This window comes from Bacillus sp. SN1 (assembly GCF_002796895.1).
Lineage (GTDB): Bacteria > Bacillota > Bacilli > Bacillales > Bacillaceae > Bacillus > Bacillus inaquosorum.
In genome coordinates this window covers 781651-801582 of record NZ_PHIE01000001.1, presented here as the reverse complement: position 1 = coordinate 801582, position 19932 = coordinate 781651, and the positions used below count along the sequence as shown (strand labels likewise).

The 19932-nt window shown below is 40.0% G+C and carries 20 protein-coding genes and 2 pseudogenes; 16 read left to right on the top strand and 6 right to left on the bottom strand.

The window, feature by feature from the left end:
• Positions 1–265: 265 nt before the first annotated feature.
• From tdh to mutL, 7 genes are all read left to right on the top strand, one after another.
• A complete protein-coding gene (gene tdh, locus CVV77_RS03815) occupies positions 266–1309 on the top strand; it encodes an L-threonine 3-dehydrogenase (RefSeq protein WP_100274689.1) in 1044 nt (347 codons plus the stop codon).
• A gap of 13 nt (positions 1310–1322) precedes the next feature.
• Entirely contained in the window at positions 1323–2501 is a 1179-nt protein-coding gene (locus CVV77_RS03810; protein ID WP_100274688.1) for a glycine C-acetyltransferase, read from the top strand.
• Positions 2502–2645: 144 nt separating this feature from the next.
• On the top strand, positions 2646–4175 hold the full coding sequence (gene miaB, locus CVV77_RS03805) for a tRNA (N6-isopentenyl adenosine(37)-C2)-methylthiotransferase MiaB (protein WP_003238430.1): 1530 nt from the start codon (positions 2646–2648) through the stop codon (positions 4173–4175).
• Between the two features lies 1 nt (position 4176).
• Positions 4177–4608, top strand: a complete 432-nt coding sequence (ricA, locus tag CVV77_RS03800; RefSeq protein ID WP_003238428.1) for a regulatory iron-sulfur-containing complex subunit RicA — start codon at positions 4177–4179, stop codon at positions 4606–4608.
• A 262-nt stretch (positions 4609–4870) separates the two neighbouring features.
• Positions 4871–5416 (top strand): outer spore coat protein CotE, encoded by a 546-nt coding sequence (gene cotE, locus CVV77_RS03795; protein WP_003221022.1) that lies wholly within the window; start codon positions 4871–4873, stop codon positions 5414–5416.
• Between the two features lie 132 nt (positions 5417–5548).
• Positions 5549–8131: a DNA mismatch repair protein MutS gene (mutS, locus tag CVV77_RS03790; protein WP_100274687.1), complete on the top strand. Its 2583-nt coding sequence runs from the start codon at positions 5549–5551 to the stop codon at positions 8129–8131.
• 15 nt (positions 8132–8146) lie between these two features.
• Positions 8147–10033, top strand: a complete 1887-nt coding sequence (mutL, locus tag CVV77_RS03785) for a DNA mismatch repair endonuclease MutL (RefSeq protein ID WP_100274686.1) — start codon at positions 8147–8149, stop codon at positions 10031–10033.
• Between the two features lie 133 nt (positions 10034–10166).
• Here mutL and CVV77_RS22315 read toward each other — a convergent pair whose 3' ends face one another.
• Positions 10167–10313 (bottom strand): tyrosine-type recombinase/integrase, encoded by a 147-nt coding sequence (locus CVV77_RS22315; protein ID WP_157999148.1) that lies wholly within the window; start codon positions 10311–10313, stop codon positions 10167–10169.
• Here CVV77_RS22315 and CVV77_RS22625 point away from each other — a divergent pair.
• The 4 genes and pseudogenes from CVV77_RS22625 to CVV77_RS03760 all read left to right on the top strand — a co-directional run.
• Positions 10273–10560 carry a YopX family protein gene (locus CVV77_RS22625; protein ID WP_100274685.1) on the top strand — a complete coding sequence of 96 codons (288 nt, stop codon included), beginning with the start codon at positions 10273–10275 and terminating at the stop codon, positions 10558–10560. The two genes, CVV77_RS22315 and CVV77_RS22625, sit on opposite strands and share 41 nt — an antisense overlap.
• Positions 10560–10802: a hypothetical protein gene (locus CVV77_RS03770; protein WP_100275137.1), complete on the top strand. Its 243-nt coding sequence runs from the start codon at positions 10560–10562 to the stop codon at positions 10800–10802. The genes CVV77_RS22625 and CVV77_RS03770 overlap by 1 nt, the downstream gene beginning before the upstream one ends.
• Before the next feature lie 135 nt (positions 10803–10937).
• Positions 10938–11690: a hypothetical protein gene (locus CVV77_RS03765; protein WP_100274684.1), complete on the top strand. Its 753-nt coding sequence runs from the start codon at positions 10938–10940 to the stop codon at positions 11688–11690.
• 267 nt (positions 11691–11957) lie between these two features.
• Positions 11958–12364, top strand: a pseudogene (locus CVV77_RS03760) (ArpU family phage packaging/lysis transcriptional regulator); the annotation flags it as partial.
• 929 nt (positions 12365–13293) lie between these two features.
• On the opposite strand, the gene CVV77_RS03745 reads toward CVV77_RS03760, so the two are convergent.
• The 3 genes and pseudogenes from CVV77_RS03745 to CVV77_RS22305 all read right to left on the bottom strand — a co-directional run.
• Positions 13294–13560 carry a hypothetical protein gene (locus tag CVV77_RS03745; protein WP_100274683.1) on the bottom strand — a complete coding sequence of 89 codons (267 nt, stop codon included), beginning with the start codon at positions 13558–13560 and terminating at the stop codon, positions 13294–13296.
• A 50-nt stretch (positions 13561–13610) separates the two neighbouring features.
• On the bottom strand, positions 13611–14624 hold the full coding sequence (locus CVV77_RS22310) for a pre-toxin TG domain-containing protein (protein ID WP_258459150.1): 1014 nt from the start codon (positions 14622–14624) through the stop codon (positions 13611–13613).
• A gap of 105 nt (positions 14625–14729) precedes the next feature.
• Positions 14730–15271, bottom strand: a pseudogene (locus CVV77_RS22305) (T7SS effector LXG polymorphic toxin); the annotation flags it as partial.
• Positions 15272–15546: 275 nt separating this feature from the next.
• Between CVV77_RS22305 and CVV77_RS03735 the strand changes: the two are divergent.
• The 5 genes from CVV77_RS03735 (at position 15547) to CVV77_RS03710 (ending at position 18156) form a co-directional block, all read left to right on the top strand.
• Positions 15547–15813 carry a Kelch repeat-containing protein gene (locus CVV77_RS03735; protein ID WP_157796809.1) on the top strand — a complete coding sequence of 89 codons (267 nt, stop codon included), beginning with the start codon at positions 15547–15549 and terminating at the stop codon, positions 15811–15813.
• Between the two features lie 393 nt (positions 15814–16206).
• The gene (locus CVV77_RS03725) at positions 16207–16464 is read left to right on the top strand and encodes a hypothetical protein (RefSeq protein ID WP_019258441.1); all 258 of its coding nucleotides are present in this window, start codon (positions 16207–16209) and stop codon (positions 16462–16464) included.
• Positions 16465–16482: 18 nt separating this feature from the next.
• Entirely contained in the window at positions 16483–16857 is a 375-nt protein-coding gene (locus CVV77_RS03720; protein ID WP_100274681.1) for a hypothetical protein, read from the top strand.
• A gap of 96 nt (positions 16858–16953) precedes the next feature.
• A complete protein-coding gene (locus CVV77_RS03715; protein WP_100274680.1) occupies positions 16954–17322 on the top strand; it encodes a hypothetical protein in 369 nt (122 codons plus the stop codon).
• A gap of 552 nt (positions 17323–17874) precedes the next feature.
• Positions 17875–18156: a hypothetical protein gene (locus CVV77_RS03710; protein WP_250622067.1), complete on the top strand. Its 282-nt coding sequence runs from the start codon at positions 17875–17877 to the stop codon at positions 18154–18156.
• Between the two features lie 522 nt (positions 18157–18678).
• Here the strand turns inward: CVV77_RS03710 and CVV77_RS03705 are convergent.
• Together CVV77_RS03705 and CVV77_RS03700 are read right to left on the bottom strand one after the other, a co-directional pair.
• Positions 18679–19146, bottom strand: coding sequence for a regulatory YrvL family protein (locus CVV77_RS03705; RefSeq protein WP_029316830.1), 468 nt, complete (start codon positions 19144–19146; stop codon positions 18679–18681).
• A 174-nt stretch (positions 19147–19320) separates the two neighbouring features.
• The gene (locus CVV77_RS03700; protein ID WP_019258448.1) at positions 19321–19878 is read right to left on the bottom strand and encodes a hypothetical protein; all 558 of its coding nucleotides are present in this window, start codon (positions 19876–19878) and stop codon (positions 19321–19323) included.
• Between the last annotated feature and the right edge of the window lie 54 nt (positions 19879–19932).

Below are 19932 nucleotides of genomic sequence, written 5' to 3'. Positions count from 1 at the left end.
AAACAAATAAAGCATTCTCAACCTGTTTGCCTCATGCAAACAGGTTGTTTTTCATTTATTGTGATATTTTCTTCCGATAGTATTTTCGGCATATAAATGACGGGAATACAAAAGTCAGAAATGAACTAGAACGTTTCAGAAAAAAATTTCGTCCATTTTTCAAGACGGATACTTTTGTCTTTCTCAGAAAGACAGTGCTATTTACGCTTATTCCATATCATGGTACAATCCGAATGTAACAAGAATTTTTCAAGGAGGATTGTACATGCAGAGTGGAAAGATGAAAGCTCTAATGAAAAAGGACGGGGCGTTTGGTGCTGTGCTGACTGAAGTTCCCATTCCTGAGATTGATAAACATGAAGTCCTCATAAAAGTAAAAGCTGCTTCCATATGCGGCACGGATGTGCATATTTATAATTGGGATCAATGGGCACGTCAGAGAATCAAAACACCTTATGTTTTCGGCCATGAGTTCAGCGGCATTGTTGAAGCTGTAGGAGAGAATGTCGGCAGTGTAAAAGTGGGGGAGTATGTGTCTGCTGAAACGCATATTGTCTGCGGTGAATGTGTCCCTTGCGTAACCGGAAAATCTCATGTTTGTACCAATACTGCTATTATCGGGGTGGACACAGCAGGCTGTTTTGCGGAGTATGTAAAAGTCCCCGCTGATAACGTTTGGAAGAATCCCGCCGATATGGACCCAGCGGTTGCTTCCATTCAAGAGCCTTTAGGAAATGCGGTTCATACAGTACTCGAGAGCCAGCCGGCAGGAGGGACGACTGCAGTCATTGGATGCGGACCGATTGGTCTTATGGCTGTTGCGGTTGCAAAAACAGCAGGTGCTTCTCAGGTGATTGCGATTGATAAAAATGAATACAGGCTGGCGCTCGCCAAACAAATGGGAGCTGCACGTACTGTTTCTATTGAAAAAGAAGATCCGCTCAAAATTGTAAGCGCTTTAACGGATGGGGAAGGAGCGGATCTCGTTTGTGAAATGTCGGGCCATCCCTCAGCGATTGCCCAAGGTCTTGCGATGGCTGCGAATGGCGGAAGATTTCATATTCTCAGCTTGCCGGAACATCCAGTGACAATTGATTTGACGAATAAAGTGGTATTTAAAGGACTTACGATCCAAGGAATCACAGGAAGAAAAATGTTTTCGACATGGCGGCAGGTGTCTCAATTGCTCAGATCAAACGTGCTCGATCTTTCACCTGTTATTACCCATCAGTTTCCGTTAGAGGAGTTTGAGAAAGGATTCGAACTGATGAGAAGCGGCCAGTGCGGAAAAGTGATTTTAATTCCATAATAGGGGGATAAACATGACGAAGGAATTTGAGTTTTTAAAAGCAGAGCTTGATAGAATGAAAGAAAACCATACATGGCAAGAGATAAAACAGCTTGAATCAATGCAGGGACCTTCTGTCACAGTAAATCACAAAAACGTCATTCAGCTTTCTTCTAATAACTACCTCGGATTTACTTCACACCCAAGACTCATCAAAGCCGCGCAGGAGGCTGTTCAGCAATTTGGAGCCGGCACCGGATCAGTGAGAACGATTGCCGGTACACTTACAATGCATCAAGAGCTTGAGCAAAAGCTGGCAGCCTTTAAAAAAACGGAGGCGGCACTTGTATTCCAATCAGGCTTTACAACCAACCAAGGCGTACTTTCAAGTATTCTTTCAAAAGAAGATATTGTCATCTCAGATGAATTAAACCATGCCTCTATCATCGACGGAATCAGGCTGACAAAGGCGGATAAAAAGGTGTATCAGCATGTTGATATGAGTGATTTAGAGAGGGTGCTGAGAAAGTCAATGAATTATCGGATACGTCTGATTGTGACAGACGGCGTATTTTCCATGGATGGCAACATAGCCCCTTTGCCTGATATTGTAGCGCTCGCTGAGAAATATGACGCATTTGTGATGGTGGATGACGCCCATGCATCCGGAGTGCTTGGCGAAAACGGGAGGGGAACGGTGAACCACTTCGGTCTTGACGGCAGAGTCCATATTCAGGTTGGAACGCTAAGCAAGGCAATCGGAGTGCTCGGTGGCTACGCTGCCGGTTCAAAGGTGCTGATCGATTATTTGCGCCATAAAGGCCGTCCGTTTTTATTCAGCACGTCCCATCCGCCGGCTGTCACCGCAGCTTGTATGGAAGCGATTGATGTATTGCTGGAGGAGCCGGAGCATATGGAGCGCTTATGGGAAAATACGGCCTATTTTAAATCAATGCTTATGAAAATGGGTTTGACTCTCACACAGAGTGAAACGCCGATTCTTCCGATTTTAATAGGTGATGAAGGTGTGGCAAAGCAATTTTCTGATCAGCTCCTTTCGCGCGGCGTTTTTGCCCAAAGCATTGTATTTCCGACTGTTGCAAAGGGGAAAGCCAGAATTCGCACGATTATCACCGCTGAGCATACCAAAGAAGAACTGAATGAGGCGCTTGACGTCATCAAAAAGACGGCTGAAGAACTCCAGCTATTGTAAGAGGAAGAGAATACTCTTCCTCTTTTTATTCCTTATTGATTATTATTCTCAATGAGTGTACAATGATAGGTTGCCAGTTGTGCAGAGCTTCAATAACCTTTATACTGGAGGGTGGAAGTTTGGTTTGAAAGGAGAAATCATGACATGAATGAAAAACAAAAATTAGAGAGCGGACAAGTTAATCCATCGGACAAAAAATCCGAGAAGGATTACAGCAAGTACTTTGAAGCTGTTTACATTCCGCCTTCCTTAAAAGATGCGAAAAAACGAGGCAAGGAAGCCGTTACTTATCATAATGACTTTAAAATTTCTGAACAATTTAAAGGGCTGGGAGACGGAAGGAAGTTCTATATCCGTACGTACGGCTGCCAAATGAATGAACACGATACAGAGGTTATGGCAGGGATTTTTATGGCGCTCGGTTACGAAGCGACAAACTCTGTTGACGATGCCAATGTTATTTTGTTAAATACATGCGCAATCCGCGAAAATGCCGAGAACAAGGTGTTTGGTGAGCTGGGGCATTTAAAAGCGCTGAAAAAAAACAATCCCGATCTGATTTTAGGCGTGTGCGGCTGTATGTCCCAAGAGGAATCAGTCGTGAACCGGATTTTGAAAAAACATCCGTTTGTCGATATGATTTTCGGAACGCATAACATCCATCGCCTGCCAGAGCTTTTGTCAGAAGCATACCTTTCAAAAGAAATGGTCATAGAAGTTTGGTCCAAGGAAGGGGACGTTATTGAAAACCTTCCGAAAGTCCGGAACGGAAAAATTAAGGGCTGGGTCAATATCATGTACGGCTGTGACAAATTCTGTACGTATTGCATTGTGCCTTACACACGCGGAAAAGAAAGAAGCCGCCGCCCTGAAGAGATCATTCAGGAAGTGAGAAGGCTTGCAAGCGAAGGCTACAAAGAAATTACACTATTAGGCCAAAACGTAAACGCGTACGGAAAAGACTTTGAAGATATGACGTACGGTCTCGGTGATTTGATGGATGAACTGAGAAAAATCGATATCCCAAGAATCCGTTTTACAACGAGTCATCCGCGTGACTTTGACGACCGCCTTATTGAAGTGCTGGCAAAAGGCGGCAACCTGCTTGATCACATTCATCTTCCGGTTCAATCAGGAAGCTCAGAGGTTCTGAAACTGATGGCCCGCAAATATGACAGAGAGCGTTATATGGAGCTCGTTCGAAAAATTAAGGAAGCAATGCCGAATGCATCTTTGACAACGGACATTATCGTCGGATTCCCGAACGAAACGGACGAACAGTTTGAAGAAACGCTTTCTCTTTACCGTGAAGTGGAGTTTGACAGCGCCTATACGTTCATTTATTCTCCGCGTGAGGGCACTCCGGCTGCCAAAATGAAAGATAATGTACCGATGCGCGTGAAAAAAGAACGTCTGCAGCGTCTGAACGCACTAGTGAATGAAATTTCTGCTAAAAAAATGAAGGAATACGAAGGCCAGGTTGTCGAAGTATTAGTTGAGGGTGAAAGCAAAAATAACCCTGATATTCTTGCCGGCTACACTGAAAAAAGCAAGCTTGTCAATTTCAAAGGGCCGAAGGAAGCAATCGGCAAAATCGTCCGCGTGAAAATCCAGCAAGCGAAAACATGGTCGCTTGACGGAGAAATGGTAGGAGAAGCAATCGAGGTGAAATAAGATGACGCTCTACTCAAAAAAAGACATTGTGCAGCAGGCACGAAACCTTGCAAAAATGATCTCTGAAACAGAAGAGGTTGATTTTTTCAAACGGGCTGAAGCGCAAATCAATGAGAATGACAAAGTGTCTGCAATCATTAATCAGATTAAAGCCCTGCAAAAGCAAGCTGTCAATCTGAAGCATTACGAAAAGCATGAAGCGCTCAAACAAGTAGAAGCAAAAATTGACGCGCTGCAAGAAGAGCTTGAAGAGATTCCTGTCATCCAGGAATTCAGAGACTCGCAGATGGAGGTAAATGACCTTCTGCAGCTCGTTGCACACACCATTTCCAACCAAGTCACAAATGAAATCATCACGTCAACCGGCGGAAACCTTCTGAAAGGGGAAACCGGTTCAAAGGTGAAGCATTCAAATAACAGCTGTTCTTTCTAAACACGGTGCCTTTACAGGCCCGTGTTTTTTTAGACTTATGCGGGTAAAAATGAACTAAAAAATCTATGTGCCAAATGTTCAAAGTATTTTTTGGGGTTCTCACCCGCGAAGAAACTTTATCGCACTTATAAGTAAAGTTTCTAGGCGCGCCTGCATACAATGGAACAGAAACTTTGTATTTTTATATTTTAATTATAAAAATGCACACTAGACAAATGCCCAGCATAAGATAACACGAAGAAGAACAAGGAGGCATGCCGGAATGTCTGAATACAGGGAAATTATTACGAAGGCGGTAGTAGCGAAAGGCAGAAAATTCACCCAATGCACCAATACCATCTCCCCTGAGAAAAAACCGAGCAGCATTTTGGGTGGTTGGATCATTAACCACAAGTATGACGCTGAAAAAATCGGGAAAACAGTAGAAATTGAAGGGTATTATGATATAAACGTATGGTACTCTTACGCGGACAACACAAAAACAGAGGTTGTCACAGAACGGGTGAAATACGTAGATGTCATTAAACTCAGATACAGAGACAACAATTACTTAGATGATGAGCATGAAGTGATTGCGAAAGTCCTTCAGCAGCCTAACTGTCTTGAAGTGACCATTTCACCGAATGGAAATAAAATTGTTGTGCAGGCAGAAAGGGAATTTTTGGCGGAAGTGGTGGGAGAAACAAAAGTTGTTGTTGAGGTTAATCCTGACTGGGAAGAAGAGGACGAAGAAGATTGGGAAGATGAGCTTGATGAAGAGCTGGAAGACATCAATCCTGAATTTTTAGTGGGAGATCCTGAAGAATAAAAAAGGGACTAGGGGAGGCAGTACCCCCAAGTCTCTTTTTTATATTGATATATCATTCTTTTATCACTTTTTGTTTATGTTATAATGAAGGCTGGAAAAAAGAAACGTTGATACATAGTGAGGGATTAAACAATGGCCGGTTATACGCCTATGATACAGCAATATTTAAAAATAAAGGCAGAGCACCAGGATGCCTTTTTATTTTTTCGCCTTGGTGATTTTTACGAAATGTTTTTTGAGGACGCCAAAAAAGCGTCACAAGAGCTGGAAATAACATTAACGAGCAGAGACGGCGGTGCGGCTGAAAAAATACCGATGTGCGGTGTGCCGTATCATTCTGCTTCTGCGTATATTGAGCAGCTTATTAAAAAAGGGTACAAAGTGGCGATCTGTGAACAGACGGAAGATCCGAAAGCCGCAAAGGGCGTCGTGAAACGGGAAGTGGTTCAGCTTATTACGCCCGGAACAGTAATGGACGGTAAAGGCATCCATGAATCAGAAAACAACTTTATCGCATCTGTTTCCGTCTGCTCGAACGGATACGGACTGGCGCTGTCTGATTTAACAACGGGAGAAAATTTGGCTGTCTTGATTGAACGGCTTGAAGACGTCATATCAGAAATTTATTCAGTCGGTGCACGGGAAATCGTCGTTTCAGGAAGCATGGATCCTGATAAGGTCGTACAGCTGAAAGAGCGGTGCGGTGCAACGATCTCAATTGAAGACGGAGAAACAGACGAACACGTAACGATCATTGAGCACTTAAATGATGGAGATGTAATAAAAACGTTTTTACGCTTATATACGTATCTGAAAAGAACCCAAAAGCGCAGCCTAGATCATCTTCAGCCCGTACAGGTGTATGAGCTTGAGGAAGCGATGAAAATTGACTTGTACTCAAAGCGAAATTTGGAGCTCACTGAAACGATCCGTTCGAAAAATAAAAAAGGCTCTCTTTTGTGGCTGCTGGATGAAACAAAAACTGCCATGGGAGGCAGGCTGCTTAAACAGTGGATTGACCGGCCGCTCATCAGAGTCAATCAAATCGAAGAGCGCCAAGAAATGGTGGAAACATTGATATCCCATTTCTTTGAACGGGAAGATCTGCGTGAACGTTTAAAAGAAGTATATGACTTAGAACGCCTTGCAGGCCGTGTTGCATTCGGAAATGTCAATGCACGGGATTTAATTCAGCTGAAGGAATCGTTAAAGCAAGTGCCTGGTATCAAACAGCTGGTTGCTTCACTGGCTCATGACAAAGCTAAGGAACGTGCGGAACGGATTGATCCTTGCGGGGATGTGCTTGAATTGCTGGAAGAAGCGCTGTACGCTAACCCTCCTTTATCGTTAAAAGAAGGGAACCTGATTAAAGACGGATACAATCAAAAGCTCGATGAATACCGTGATGCAAGCAGAAACGGAAAGGACTGGATTGCCCGCCTGGAACAGCAGGAGCGTGAATACACAGGCATTCGCTCTTTAAAGGTCGGCTTCAATAAAGTTTTCGGTTATTATATTGAAGTGACAAAAGCGAATTTGCACTTGCTTGAGGAAGGGCGCTATGAGAGGAAGCAGACGTTAACGAATGCAGAGCGCTACATCACACCTGAATTAAAAGAAAAAGAAGCGCTCATTTTAGAAGCGGAAAATAACATCTGCGAACTGGAATACGAGCTGTTCACCGAACTGCGTGAGAAAGTGAAGCGGTATATTCCGCGTCTGCAGCAGCTTGCCAAACAGATGAGCGAGCTTGATGCACTTCAGTGCTTTGCGACAATCAGTGAAAATCGTCACTATACGAAACCGGAGTTCTCTGAAGATGAAGTCGAAGTGATTGAAGGCAGACACCCGGTTGTTGAAAAAGTCATGGACAGCCAGGAATATGTCCCGAACAATTGTATAATGGGCGATAACAGACAAATGCTTCTCATTACCGGTCCAAACATGTCAGGGAAAAGTACGTATATGAGACAAATCGCGCTCATTTCCATCATGGCGCAAATCGGCTGCTTTGTACCCGCGAAGAAAGCGGTGCTTCCGATTTTTGATCAAATATTCACGCGAATCGGCGCTGCAGATGATTTGATTTCCGGACAAAGTACATTTATGGTGGAAATGCTTGAAGCCAAAAATGCGATTGTCAATGCGACGAAAAACAGCCTTATTCTGTTTGACGAAATCGGCCGGGGAACGTCCACTTATGACGGTATGGCGCTGGCACAAGCGATTATCGAATATGTTCACGATCATATCGGCGCCAAAACGCTGTTCAGCACACACTATCACGAGCTGACCGTTCTTGAGGACAAGCTGCATCAGCTGAAAAACGTTCATGTGCGTGCAGAGGAATATAATGGAACGGTTGTCTTTCTTCATCAAATAAAAGAAGGGGCAGCCGACAAAAGCTACGGTATCCATGTAGCCCAGCTTGCCGAGCTGCCGGAAGATCTCATTTCGCGCGCTCAAGATATTTTAAAAGAGCTTGAGCATTCAGGGAACAAACCGGAAGTGCCAGTGCAGAAGCAAAAGCCCGAGGTGAAAGAAGAGCCGGCACAGCTGTCCTTTTTTGATGAAGCGGAAAAGCCTGCTGAAGCGCCGAAGCTTTCAAAAAAAGAAAAGCAAGTGCTTGATGCCTTCAAATCACTTAATATATTAGATATGACACCGCTTGAAGCGATGAATGAGATGTACAAGCTGCAAAAGAAATTACATTAAAACGGGGTGATGAATGTGGCAAAAGTCATCCAGCTGTCAGATGAGCTTTCAAATAAAATAGCGGCGGGCGAGGTTGTGGAACGGCCCGCCTCAGTCGTCAAAGAATTGGTGGAAAATGCGATCGACGCTGACAGCACAGTCATTGAAATCGATATTGAGGAAGCAGGTCTTGCATCCATTCGAGTGTTGGATAACGGCGAAGGAATGGAAAATGAAGATTGCAAGCGTGCTTTCCGCCGCCACGCAACGAGTAAAATTAAAGATGAAAATGATTTATTCAGGGTGAGAACGCTTGGGTTTAGGGGAGAAGCACTGCCGAGTATCGCGTCAGTCTCCCATCTGGAGATTACGACAAGCACCGGTGAGGGCGCAGGGACGAAGCTCGTCCTCCAAGGAGGAAACGTCATTTCTGAATCACGTTCCTCAAGCAGAAAGGGAACTGAAATCGTCGTTTCTAACCTGTTTTTTAACACACCGGCCCGCTTGAAATATATGAAAACCGTTCATACAGAGCTTGGAAATATTACTGATGTAGTCAACCGTATTGCACTGGCGCATCCGGAGGTATCAATTCGCCTGCGCCATCATGGGAAAAACCTGCTTCAAACGAACGGAAACGGAGATGTGCGTCATGTCCTGGCAGCGATTTACGGAACGGCTGTCGCCAAAAAAATGCTTCCGCTGCATGTGAGCTCTTTGGATTTTGAAGTAAAGGGATATATCGCTCTCCCAGAGATTACACGGGCGTCGAGAAATTATATGTCGTCTGTGATCAATGGCCGTTACATTAAAAATTTCCCGCTCGTCAAAGCGGTCCATGAAGGATACCATACGCTTCTGCCCATTGGGCGTCATCCGATTACCTTTATAGAAATTACAATGGACCCGATTTTAGTCGATGTCAACGTGCACCCATCGAAGCTTGAGGTCCGTCTCAGCAAGGAAACAGAGCTACATGACTTAATTCGTGACGGAATTAAAGATGTATTTAAACAGCAGCAGCTGATTCCGAGTGCCCAGCTTCCGAAAAAATCAGTACCTGTCATCAAAAATGAGCAACAGTTTATAACCTTTGATGAAAAGCCTGCGGAAAGAAAAGTTCCGGAAAAAGCGCCTGCGCCATCTTATTCCCCAATGAAGCTCAGCTCAGTCGTGAAAGAGCCGGTTGATGCGGAGGAAGAATTGCCTCCTCTCCAATTTAATGCTCCTCCTATCGTTGATGAGGAACAAAGCATTGAGGTGCCTGATGTTTCAGAAGAACAGCCTGAAGCATTTGAGCAAGAATACCACCAAGAAGAACAGCCAGAGCCAACGTCTGAGCGGGTGCCGATTATGTACCCAATCGGCCAAATGCATGGGACTTATATATTGGCACAAAACGAAAACGGCCTGTATATTATCGACCAGCACGCCGCCCAAGAGCGTATTAAGTACGAATACTTCCGTGAAAAGGTGGGAGAGGTTGAATCTGAGGTGCAGGATATGATCGTGCCGTTGACGTTCCACTACTCCACGAACGAGGCATTGATTATTGAACAGCACAAACAAGAACTCGAAAGCGTCGGTGTTTTTTTAGAGTCATTCGGCTCAAACAGCTACATCGTCCGCTGCCACCCGGCCTGGTTTCCAAAGGGGGAAGAAGCTGAGCTGATAGAAGAAATCATTCAGCAGGTGCTCGACTCCAAACATATTGATATTAAAAAACTGCGCGAGGAAGCGGCGATTATGATGAGCTGCAAGGGCTCCATCAAAGCGAACCGCCACCTCAGAAATGACGAAATCAAAGCGCTTCTGGACGACCTCCGAAGCACATCAGACCCATTTACATGCCCGCACGGCCGGCCGATCATCATACACCATTCGACATATGAAATGGAAAAGATGTTCAAACGCGTGATGTAGCGGGGTTGGGCAAAGGGTAATACCCTTTGCCCAATATTTTGTCCATACATTTTTCAAGCATTGAGATATTCTTCGAATTGATCAATGCTTTTTTTATTGTGTTTTTTGGTGATATGAATATAAACATCTGCAGTCAATATTGACTGTAGTATCGGCCAAGTCGTTCACTAACATATTTGAGATCAGCATCAGTTTCTAACAGCATGATTGCATGAGTATGCCTTAGATCATGCGGAGTAATATGGTGCAAATCTGTTTTTTCTAGAACCGCGTTTATCACTTTATTAATTGAACTTATTAATAGGGATTTATACACTGGGCTGAAGGATAAAAACGGCAGAGAGATTTACGAACATGATTTGGCCGTTTTTCTTGGTAGAACATACACGGTCTGTTACTTCAATGGTTACTATGCTTTAACACTAAATTCAAGCAATATCAACTGTATCCCGTTAAATAGCGGAATACAGTTAGAAGTGATAGGTGACGTATATCAAAATCCAAAAGTGTTAGGCGGTGCAAAATGATGATTCCTTTACAAGTTGAGCTTCAGCGGGCAGTCAAAGCCACGAAAGACGAAGCGATGACAGTTGAGCAGGCGGCGGAATATTTGAAAGTACATCCCGATTACATACCGGTGCTCGTGGCAAAGTCAGACGATCTGAAAATGATCGGTGATACCATTATCGCAAAACGGGATAAAACACATATCTGGCTGGTAGCAATCGCAGTTGCAGGGGGTATTTCCGCATTGGAAGTACTGCCGTAGTGGTTGGGAGATAGTACCAAAACTCTTATATTAGTTATCTTTTACACTCATTAAACAGTAGTCTGAGTTATAACTAGCAATAAAGTGAAACCTTCTATTCTTTTTTTCGTAATTACGATAAGGAGGTGTCATGCAGTGATGGATATAGAGAATGAATTATTCGAACTTTACATGGAAGTAAAAAAAGTTAAGAAGTTTAAGAGCATGTTTTTAGATTCACCTTTTATAAAAAAAGAGAGGGCTCAAGAAAAGAACAAGATTTATTTGCTCCTTTTTTGTAAATTAATTTCTTGTTTAGTGTTGTATATATTATGTTGGTTTTTCTTAGATAAATACTTATATGAAAATAAATTACCTTATACAGTACTTTTATTAGCTTCTTTCTTTACTTTTTGTTTTCTTACCGGTTTAAGTGTAAATCAGGCTTCAACTAAATTTGCAAGATTAGCCGGGTTTCGGGAGTTTCATCTTTTGAAAAAAAAGGTTGTTTATGAAGCTTTTGAAAAACGCTTGAGGTCTCGTAATTTTACTGTAAATCAAATAGAAAAATATCTTTTACCTTATCTAAAATCACAAAATGAAGATAGACTAGCAGGCTCTACAATAACATTTCTAAAGAATATCATTCCAACTATTTTTGTTTCGATAATTACCAGTTTTTTTGCGCTTCTTATTAACACTGCCGTTAGAGAACCGAATCTAAAACAAGAAGATTTTGATGTTGCCATGGTTACATGGATCTCATTAGGGATACAAACAATAGTAATGGGAGCTTTTATGTTTAAATTAATACATCATTTGCAGAGTATTTTAGACTATAAAAAAAATCATAAATTACTTGAAACTCTTTTTTATAATTATCTCTTAAAGAAGGATAGAAAACCATGAAGACATCCTAATAGCACAGGTCCAAGATGGAGACGCCTGCGGACACTGATCACTGTACAGAGAAATCTGTGCTTTGGTTGGTGTCAGTTTTTATTTGAACGGAGGGACGGCATGAAGAAGAGGAAGAAAAAGTCCAATAAAAACGCGCAGGAGCGTTCTGAACGGTTTTGTCGGCAAATGGTAGGGTCAAGATTGAAAAGAGGCAAAGGTGGGGTTTTAAAACGTAAATAAACGGGAGGGTAAAAATATGATCAATTAACATTAAACATTCCTCAGATTGACGAAGAAGCGACTAAATCAAAAGCAGAGAAGCTGCTTGATCAATACCGGTTATATCTCTTGCAGGTGCCAGATGATTTTTTACCAAAGGTTACACCTACTTACAGTATTGTTCCGCCCAGCATTACAAATGAGTTTCATTCTTCTACAGAAGATGCAGCATTAAAGCGTCTTGATTGGGAGATTCAGCGTGACAAATTCTTAAAAAGGATTCAAAGGGCTGTTAACCGGCTTTTTCAAAGAGATCGGCAGATCATTGTCATGCTCTATATGAAGCCGGAAGAAATGTACGATTATGAAGTGTATGCAGAAATGGGCTTAGTCAGCGCAGCTATTATCGTGTAAAAGCAAAAGCTCTCTATCGGCTGGCGATTGCTCTGAGAGAAGAAGTCTACGGCTTCTTAATGAATTTTGTTCAACCAATATGTGATCCGGAATGTATCTTCTACATCAAGAGGTTTTTAAAAAAGCAAAACATGAAGAATTACATGTTATTCGTGACCAGTATCAATTCAGGGCTCCGCATATCTGATATTCTGCAGCTGAGAGTAAGAGACGCTAAACGGCCATACTTCAATCTAATCGAGAAGAAAACGAAAAAGAAAAAGAGAATTGATATGACGCCAGAGAATAAAAAGGACGTTTAATCATAAAAATCTACCCTCGATGTATAAACCGGGGTTTTTTTATGCAAAAAAACCTATTAAATCAGGCTTTCCAGTTTTATAGTTAACATACTGTGAATGATCAGAAATTCTTTAAAAAAAGTTATTTAAAAAAGTTTTTTATAGCCTCTAAACGTATGTTATGACCACATTCTTCACAAGTATATTTTCCTTTCATATTTTCTTTAAATTGCTTATATTTCAATGTGCCTTCATATACTCTAAATTTTTTCCTGCAACTTATACAAATTACTTCATAATAAAAAATCACAAACCCCTCCTTTTCTTAAAATTAATATATACAACAAAGGACTTAATTTAAGAATTTTCATTTGAACTTTGAGCGAACTATTCAAGATACAATGAAGCATCACTCATAAAACCTAATTACGTCAGAAAAGAATTTTTGTTAGAGTATTAAACGTAATGCTTCTCCAAAGTAAAAAGACATTAGTTGCACATACAGCCAGCAATAACTACTATATGCGTTCCATACTTTATTTTAAAACAAAATGAGTGCAGTTTTCTATTCTATACTGGGGCTTAGGCAAGACAATATTTACGGACCTAAGACTAAAGCGAAAATTGAAGCGAAATTGAAATAAAAAGGGCCTTCCTCTTTATGAGGGGGCCTGTTTGTTTTTATCTCCATCTCCAATTTATTTGGTTATCTTCTTCGTAGATTCCTGGAAAAGAATTCCTACTCTTTTTTTCTCATTGTCGATGATAAACCAATTATCATCATCTAGTAGAGCATCGTCAAACTTCTCAATTGCAGAAGGATCATCTCCATCCACCACTGCTCTAAAAAATTCTTTGAATTTTTCCATATTCTCATTAGGTTTGATTTTTCCGTAAGTCCAAGGCCCCTCTATTGTTGCTCCATCTATTTCACCTAAGCATTCATTTTGATAATAAAGAAACATACTCTTCACTCCTTGGAAACATTTTTAAGTATTCTTTTGGTATCTCACCTTTAACAACTACTCTGTATCTCTACTAGTCCATTTATAGCTTTTTTCTTCCAATTGTCTGTTTGTCTCGTGTCGTTTTTTATAAGTCTCTCAATTTGTTTTGGATTCAGGATAGCAACTCCTTTTAGTTCTCCAAAACGTATGGCTTTTCGTAGAGCTGGTATATTTAATTCAAAAGTATATTCACCATAACCTTTTGCTATCTTTTTGTTAATTGTAAAACTGGTATATGGACTATTGGATTTTCCGCCTTTCCTATACCCTCCTAAAATATGTTCCGTAACAGTTACCTGACGGCCTTGATACATTCCGCTTTTGTTTGCGGGGACAAGGTTCCCGGTCTCAGGCGAAATATGAGATTTGCCGATACCATTTGGTCTTTTTGTTGCATAAGGGAAATTTTCTCCTCTGAATAAGTTGGAAGGTTTACCTGCGCCAGAATTTATTTTTAATGCTTTACCTGCACCAATCATTCCTATTGGAGCAAGTGAGGCAAGCGCACTGTTTAAGCTGTTCTCACGTCTCTCCTCGGAAATCTTATTCCCAAACATATCTCGGCCGGTTACGGCTTCTAAAACCGTTTGCTGAAGTAAGCCCGTATAGTCCTTTACTGGAAGTTTGAAGGGCAGGGAAGGTCTTAGATGTTTTATAGATATCAAGTGCTTTGTCTGCTCTATAAATGGCCTTGTTAGTTGAGTCACAGCTTTTACACCTTTGCCTAATTTACCTGCCCATCCCACAATGGGTACATTACCATCCGCATCCAGCGCGCCAGCTGCTACACGTTGGCCCTCTGTCAACTTTTCGCCGGTTACAGGATCCACGCCATCGGCGGCTCTTTTATAATCATAATATCCAGAGACTTCCCCTGTAAAATTACAAACAACATCCCACGTCTTTTCGTACCATGGCCTGTTCGCTAGCTCTTCCTGTTCTTTTACTATCCTTCTTTGTTCGGCCTGCTGATCTTTAAAGGCGATATAATCAGTTGATTGTTTTTTTACATCCTCAGTCATTTTGTGAATTTCACTGTCTCTATAGGCCTTTGCGTTATAGTGGATGGGAGAGGAACTCTTGACTTTTGCTGTTGCGTTTATGAGTGCTTGGTAATCAGCCTGAATCATTTGTTCATTTGCTTCCGATAAGGCGTATTCTGACGTTAGGTTCTCATCGACTTCACTTATTTTCTCGACTGTATTTTTTCGTTTTTTCTCAGCAGAAGATAACTCATTTTTAAAATCGTCGTTGAAAAAACATCTAAGGGAAGGATATCGTGTATTTCATTTAAGGTGTCTGTGATGGCCTTTTTTTGTTCTGACATGATGGAATTTGACTTAGAATTAGCATTAGCCAACTCATGCTCTAGGAAGGATTCTTCTATGTAGGCATCTGATAAGCTAGCGTCTTCCAAGATACCAGGAATACTCGTTAAAAAAGATATTTTCATTTTAATTAGATCAATCCATTGGTCATCAATGCCGGCCTGATCTTCATAAAATGATTTGATGTTATTGGCGCCTTTTCCTGAAAACTCGCTGTCATCTAAATCAGCGACAGCTTTGAATGCTTTCTTTAATTTGACCATTTTACTTTTTAAATCTTTGTATTCTTTTGTACAGTTGTCAGACTCGGAAAGCAGTGTTTTTGCTTCAAATACTTTCATGATCATATCTTTTCAATGAAAATCCCTTCAACAAGATATTGCCATAGGAAAATAAGGAAATAGGATACGGAGTGATTTAAAAATGCAAAATGATCAATTTAATCTGCAATTTTTACTATCCTAAATTCTTATTTGCCATAGACATGTTGTATGAAGGTTCCAACAGAATTGGTTTTCTCCTGAAAGATAAGCTCCTAATATTAATAACACAAAAAAAGTGACGATATAAATAGATGTAAAATCTTTAGGAGGGTTAATTTTGAAAAAAAATTATATTGTTTTTATTTATTTTTGGTTTTTCACTGATAGCGGGTTATATACCGGCACATGCTGAACAAACATCAACTGAAGCAAACCAAGAATGGACACTGCAAGCAAGTTTGCCTCAAGATCGAACCTCTGCTGCCACTGCTGTAGTGGGTGGAAAAATATATGTATTAGGTGGTCCCTATAAAGGGAAAACTACGGACACAAATTATATGTATGATCCAAATAATAATACATGGATACAAAAAAAGAGTATGCCTATAGCCGTAAAATAACACCACTTATGAAATGAAAAGATGTTCAAACGAGTGATGTAGCGGGGTTTGGCGGGACAACCTAGCGATACATCGGAATCAATCAAGACGCCATGAACAACGATATGAAGAAATTTAAAATATAACCAGGCTCATCCAAAACAACAAGGATGAGTCTTTTCTTTAAATCTTCATAAACAGGAATGGAATTCATTTATGAGATATCTTCAAAAAGAGAGGGTAAGTGATCGGCAAATATATAGTATTTGATTAATTGCTAAATCCTTATATAAAAAATGGTCTTAAGGAAAATGTTTGAAATAGCATAACTTGTACTATTTGTCCAAACAAAATTGTTGAAAGATTATACCTTATATGGAATAAAAATTATTGATATGAAGGAGTGAATAATTCGTGGAAAAGAGAAAGAAAAAGCGGCCGGATCAAGAGCAGGAACCTATTTTAATTAGTATTATCAACTTTAATGACTCTGCAATTTCTATTGATAATAGTAATGCTGCTGAGTGTAATGATGACAGTGCAGTTGCCCAAGGTCATAGTAGTGCTTCAGATAACCCGATGGATAGTGCAGTTGCTCAAGATTACAGTAATGCATCTAGGGACCCTGAAGATAGTTATTTTGATCAATCTGTAAAAAACAAAAAGGATTAATATAAGGGAGGTTATTATATGTTTTTTGATGATAAATATAAAGATATAGATCATAAAGATAAAGAAAAAGATAAGGAAAAGTCAAAAAAATATCAAAAACAGAATCCGGTACTAATCTCGATTGGAGATTTTGCTGATACTGCAATTGCTATTAGAAATAGTAATGCGGCCGAGGATAACGACGGCAGTGCAATTGCCCAAGATTATAGTCAAGCTTCAGATAACCCAATGAAAAGCGCAGTTGCTCAAGGTCATAGTAATGCATCTCGTGATCCCGAAAATTCAGATTTTGATCAGTCTGTTAAGCATAAAAAACGTAAAAAAGACACTGAATATAAGAAAGATGACGGTAAGCATAAAGGGAGTTCTAAAATCTGGACTCCTAAACATTAGCTGAGTGCTATTTAAGGGGAATAGTGGCACCACCCTATCTACATTCTTAAACAGTAGTAGGGTGGTATCTTTTTATTAGAAAGAGGTGAAAGCACCATGTTTAATAGACCAGAAAGACATATGGACAGGAGTTTTAAAATCAATGATAGAGATTTAATAAATAAAGAAATAAAAAAGAAAATAGAAGAAGTATTAGAAGATACACCACTTCAAATAAACATTAATCTTTATTTAACGCAAGAACAAAACCCTGAGCTTACAAATATTAGCAATGTAAAGAGAGCAGCAATAGCTATGAAGGAAAGTAATGCAGCCGAGGATACGCGAGATAGTGCAATTGCTCAAGAAAAGAGTAACGCAGTTGATAAAACAATTAATTCAGGTGAAAAATACGTGAATAAACCTATTACCAAACAAAAAAGAAATAAAGTGAGTAAAGGATCAACTCCGTTCTATCCTAAATAGAGAAGGTTGGTTATTCTTAAAATGGACAGTAACGGCCTATGACTAGAAGCTTCATGAAAACCACTTTATAGTGTTTCCCTAGAAATATTTAAGTAATAAGCAATAAATCAAATCGATAGACGCTTTCCTAAAATCGGGAGAGCGTTTTTTATTGGGATTAATCACTTGCTAAACTGTGTCTTAGCATTTAGCTTTTTTAACATTGTTTTTAATGACTCATCCAGAACTCTATGGTGAACGTTTTATTTTAATTTTTTTGAGTTCCATAAAAGATAACAGGTGTGTAATTCATTTTAGGGTTTTAGCTTGAAAACAGATAGGGCAAGGGGTTGGCGCAGTTCGACGAGTTGCACAGTATAAAACATATGGGGAATTGAGAAAAATAGGGTATTAAATGAAAAGGGGGTGTGGAACTTTGGAAATAGAGATAAGAAATGCTATCGAAATAGATAATAAACAATATAGTTTAAGTGATAATAAAATGGATCTATTTAAAAAGTTATAGAGAATCTAGCCAACACAATTTTAAAGACAGATAAGTTAGAGAAAATAGTGTTTACTGAATGCTATGAAGAAGATTTATTTGCAGTACTCAAGGAAAAAGGCAAGCCTCTCAGATATACAAATGATAGTATTGGAAATGGCCGTGCGATGATGGTGAAGTATTTAGGAGCCGAGAATATACAAAAAGCTACTATTGTTTATCACTCTGAAATTTTAACGGAGATGATATCTAATATTAGAGCAAAAGATAAAGATAATCCAGAAAACAATAGAGGTCTGAATGTCTTTTTTCATGAATTAGCTCACGTAAATGATCCAGTAAAACTTTAGTGTTAATGATTTTAATGCTAAAGGAACAGATCTAGCAATAGTTCCACTAGCTCTCATGGTTTGGAAAGAATATTTTGCAAATCGAATAGCAAATGAAATGTAACTTGATCAAGAATAAGCAGACTTTTTAATGGCGAAATGGGGAAGATCAAATAAATGACTTTGCCCATATTTTGCCCATGTTCTTCGTAATGGGTTTATGGACATATCCCTTGCCATAATAAAATGTTGCAAATAATTCAAATAAATGTATATTTTAGGTAGGGAGGTGGGAACATGACATTCGATTCAAATAGAATTATCCTTTTGGATGAGCTTGAGCATGAGATTGAAGGAATTATTTATGAATGCAGAATCTAAATCAAATCAACATTGTTTTGCTTCCTGTTTTTATGAACAGGGAGTTTTTTTGTGATGAGAAAGCAAAAAGATGTGAGCTGTTGTTTGAGTGTATCAGTTATGGAAATGTATTTTTGTTCTCTCATATTTCAATCTGGGTAAGAGTAAAAACCACTTGAAATCTCACAGGCTGTTTTTAACAGTTCCTTCATTAGGCTGTTCATCAAATGCAAGTTCAATGAAAGCCATCAATGCTGATATCACAAAAAGCAAGACATCTGGGATATATATTGACTGCATAAAGTAATCCGCAAAACAGATCGTTATGAAATTGCTGATAAAGTACAGGATAAAAGCAAAAAGTGCAGTCTTTTTCAATGAAAGTGATTTTGTCAGAATCATAGAGACAATCATTGTGAGTGGGTCTATGATCAAGCCTGCAGCAAAACAGACTAAAATAAATAAAACTAATGCTTGATTGGAATCGTATGTGATGCCCAGTATAGAGAATAACCCTTTCATCCCGAAGAAATAGCCGCCGAAGATCACTGCTAGTGCAATGGCAACGATAAGAATGATAGATACAATTACGATTAATTTCGAGCTCAGCTTTACCTCTTTAAACTGCTCGTTCTGTTCTTTTTGGCTCAAGCACGACACTCCTTTCACATGCTTACTTACTCATTGTAATATGAATCTCCTAAGCTTATTTTAATGAAAACAGCAATGGTCGAGATCCCAGTAGATCACCGGAAAACAGTATAACATATTTTTACAAAAACTTAAAAAGCCCTTTTCCAGCGAAAAGGACCTTCTTTTTTCATATTAACTCCTGAGATTCTCCGAAGCTTTTTCTTTTTTTGGCCAAATAAAATAGCTGGCGGTAAAGAGAAAATCAATGCCTAAAATGACTGTCCATGTTTTAAGAATGCCGCTTAATGCCTCGGTTCGGGCAGAATCATTGATGAAGTAGATCATTCCTGCTAATAATCCCGCACCAATAAGGTAGGCCAGCACGTGTCTTATCCAGCTTTTTGCATAGTGCTTGGCATGATCCATTCCATAACGCTTCAGCGGTTTGGCTCCTTGTTTTGTCACATAATATTGAAATCTTTCATCCGCCCATTGAATCATTTGTTTCCCGTAAGCGATCGATATACCGATGTAAACAGCCGCAATCCCGTGGGCAGCAGTTGCTGATGCTCCGCGGTAAAGGTCCACAGCAGTTGCCGCTAATAAGATCAAATCGATGACTGGGGTTAAGGCCAAGAATAGCAATCCTAAAGTACGTTGTTTGAATAGGTAGCGTACAGCAAGCCCTAAAACAATCACAACCCAAAACGCAATTTCACAGAAGACAATCATCCATGCGATACCGTTCAATCCATTCCCCTCTTTTCAATACAGTTGTATTATTTAAATGATATTTTATCATCT

Excerpts from the sequence above, each read along its gene's own strand:
- CVV77_RS03745 (WP_100274683.1), bottom strand. The coding sequence starts at position 13,560 with ATGTTTCTTTATTATCAAAATGAATGCTTAGGTGAAATAGATGGAGCA.
- CVV77_RS03770 (WP_100275137.1), top strand. The coding sequence starts at position 10,560 with ATGATTCCTTTACAAGTTGAGCTTCAGCGGGCAGTCAAAGCCACGAAA.
- CVV77_RS03720 (WP_100274681.1), top strand. The coding sequence starts at position 16,483 with ATGTTTTTTGATGATAAATATAAAGATATAGATCATAAAGATAAAGAA.
- CVV77_RS03810 (WP_100274688.1), top strand. The coding sequence starts at position 1,323 with ATGACGAAGGAATTTGAGTTTTTAAAAGCAGAGCTTGATAGAATGAAA.
- ricA (WP_003238428.1), top strand. The coding sequence starts at position 4,177 with ATGACGCTCTACTCAAAAAAAGACATTGTGCAGCAGGCACGAAACCTT.
- cotE (WP_003221022.1), top strand. The coding sequence starts at position 4,871 with ATGTCTGAATACAGGGAAATTATTACGAAGGCGGTAGTAGCGAAAGGC.
- miaB (WP_003238430.1), top strand. The coding sequence starts at position 2,646 with ATGAATGAAAAACAAAAATTAGAGAGCGGACAAGTTAATCCATCGGAC.
- tdh (WP_100274689.1), top strand. The coding sequence starts at position 266 with ATGCAGAGTGGAAAGATGAAAGCTCTAATGAAAAAGGACGGGGCGTTT.
- mutS (WP_100274687.1), top strand. The coding sequence starts at position 5,549 with ATGGCCGGTTATACGCCTATGATACAGCAATATTTAAAAATAAAGGCA.
- CVV77_RS22310 (WP_258459150.1), bottom strand. The coding sequence starts at position 14,624 with ATGACTGAGGATGTAAAAAAACAATCAACTGATTATATCGCCTTTAAA.
- CVV77_RS03715 (WP_100274680.1), top strand. The coding sequence starts at position 16,954 with ATGTTTAATAGACCAGAAAGACATATGGACAGGAGTTTTAAAATCAAT.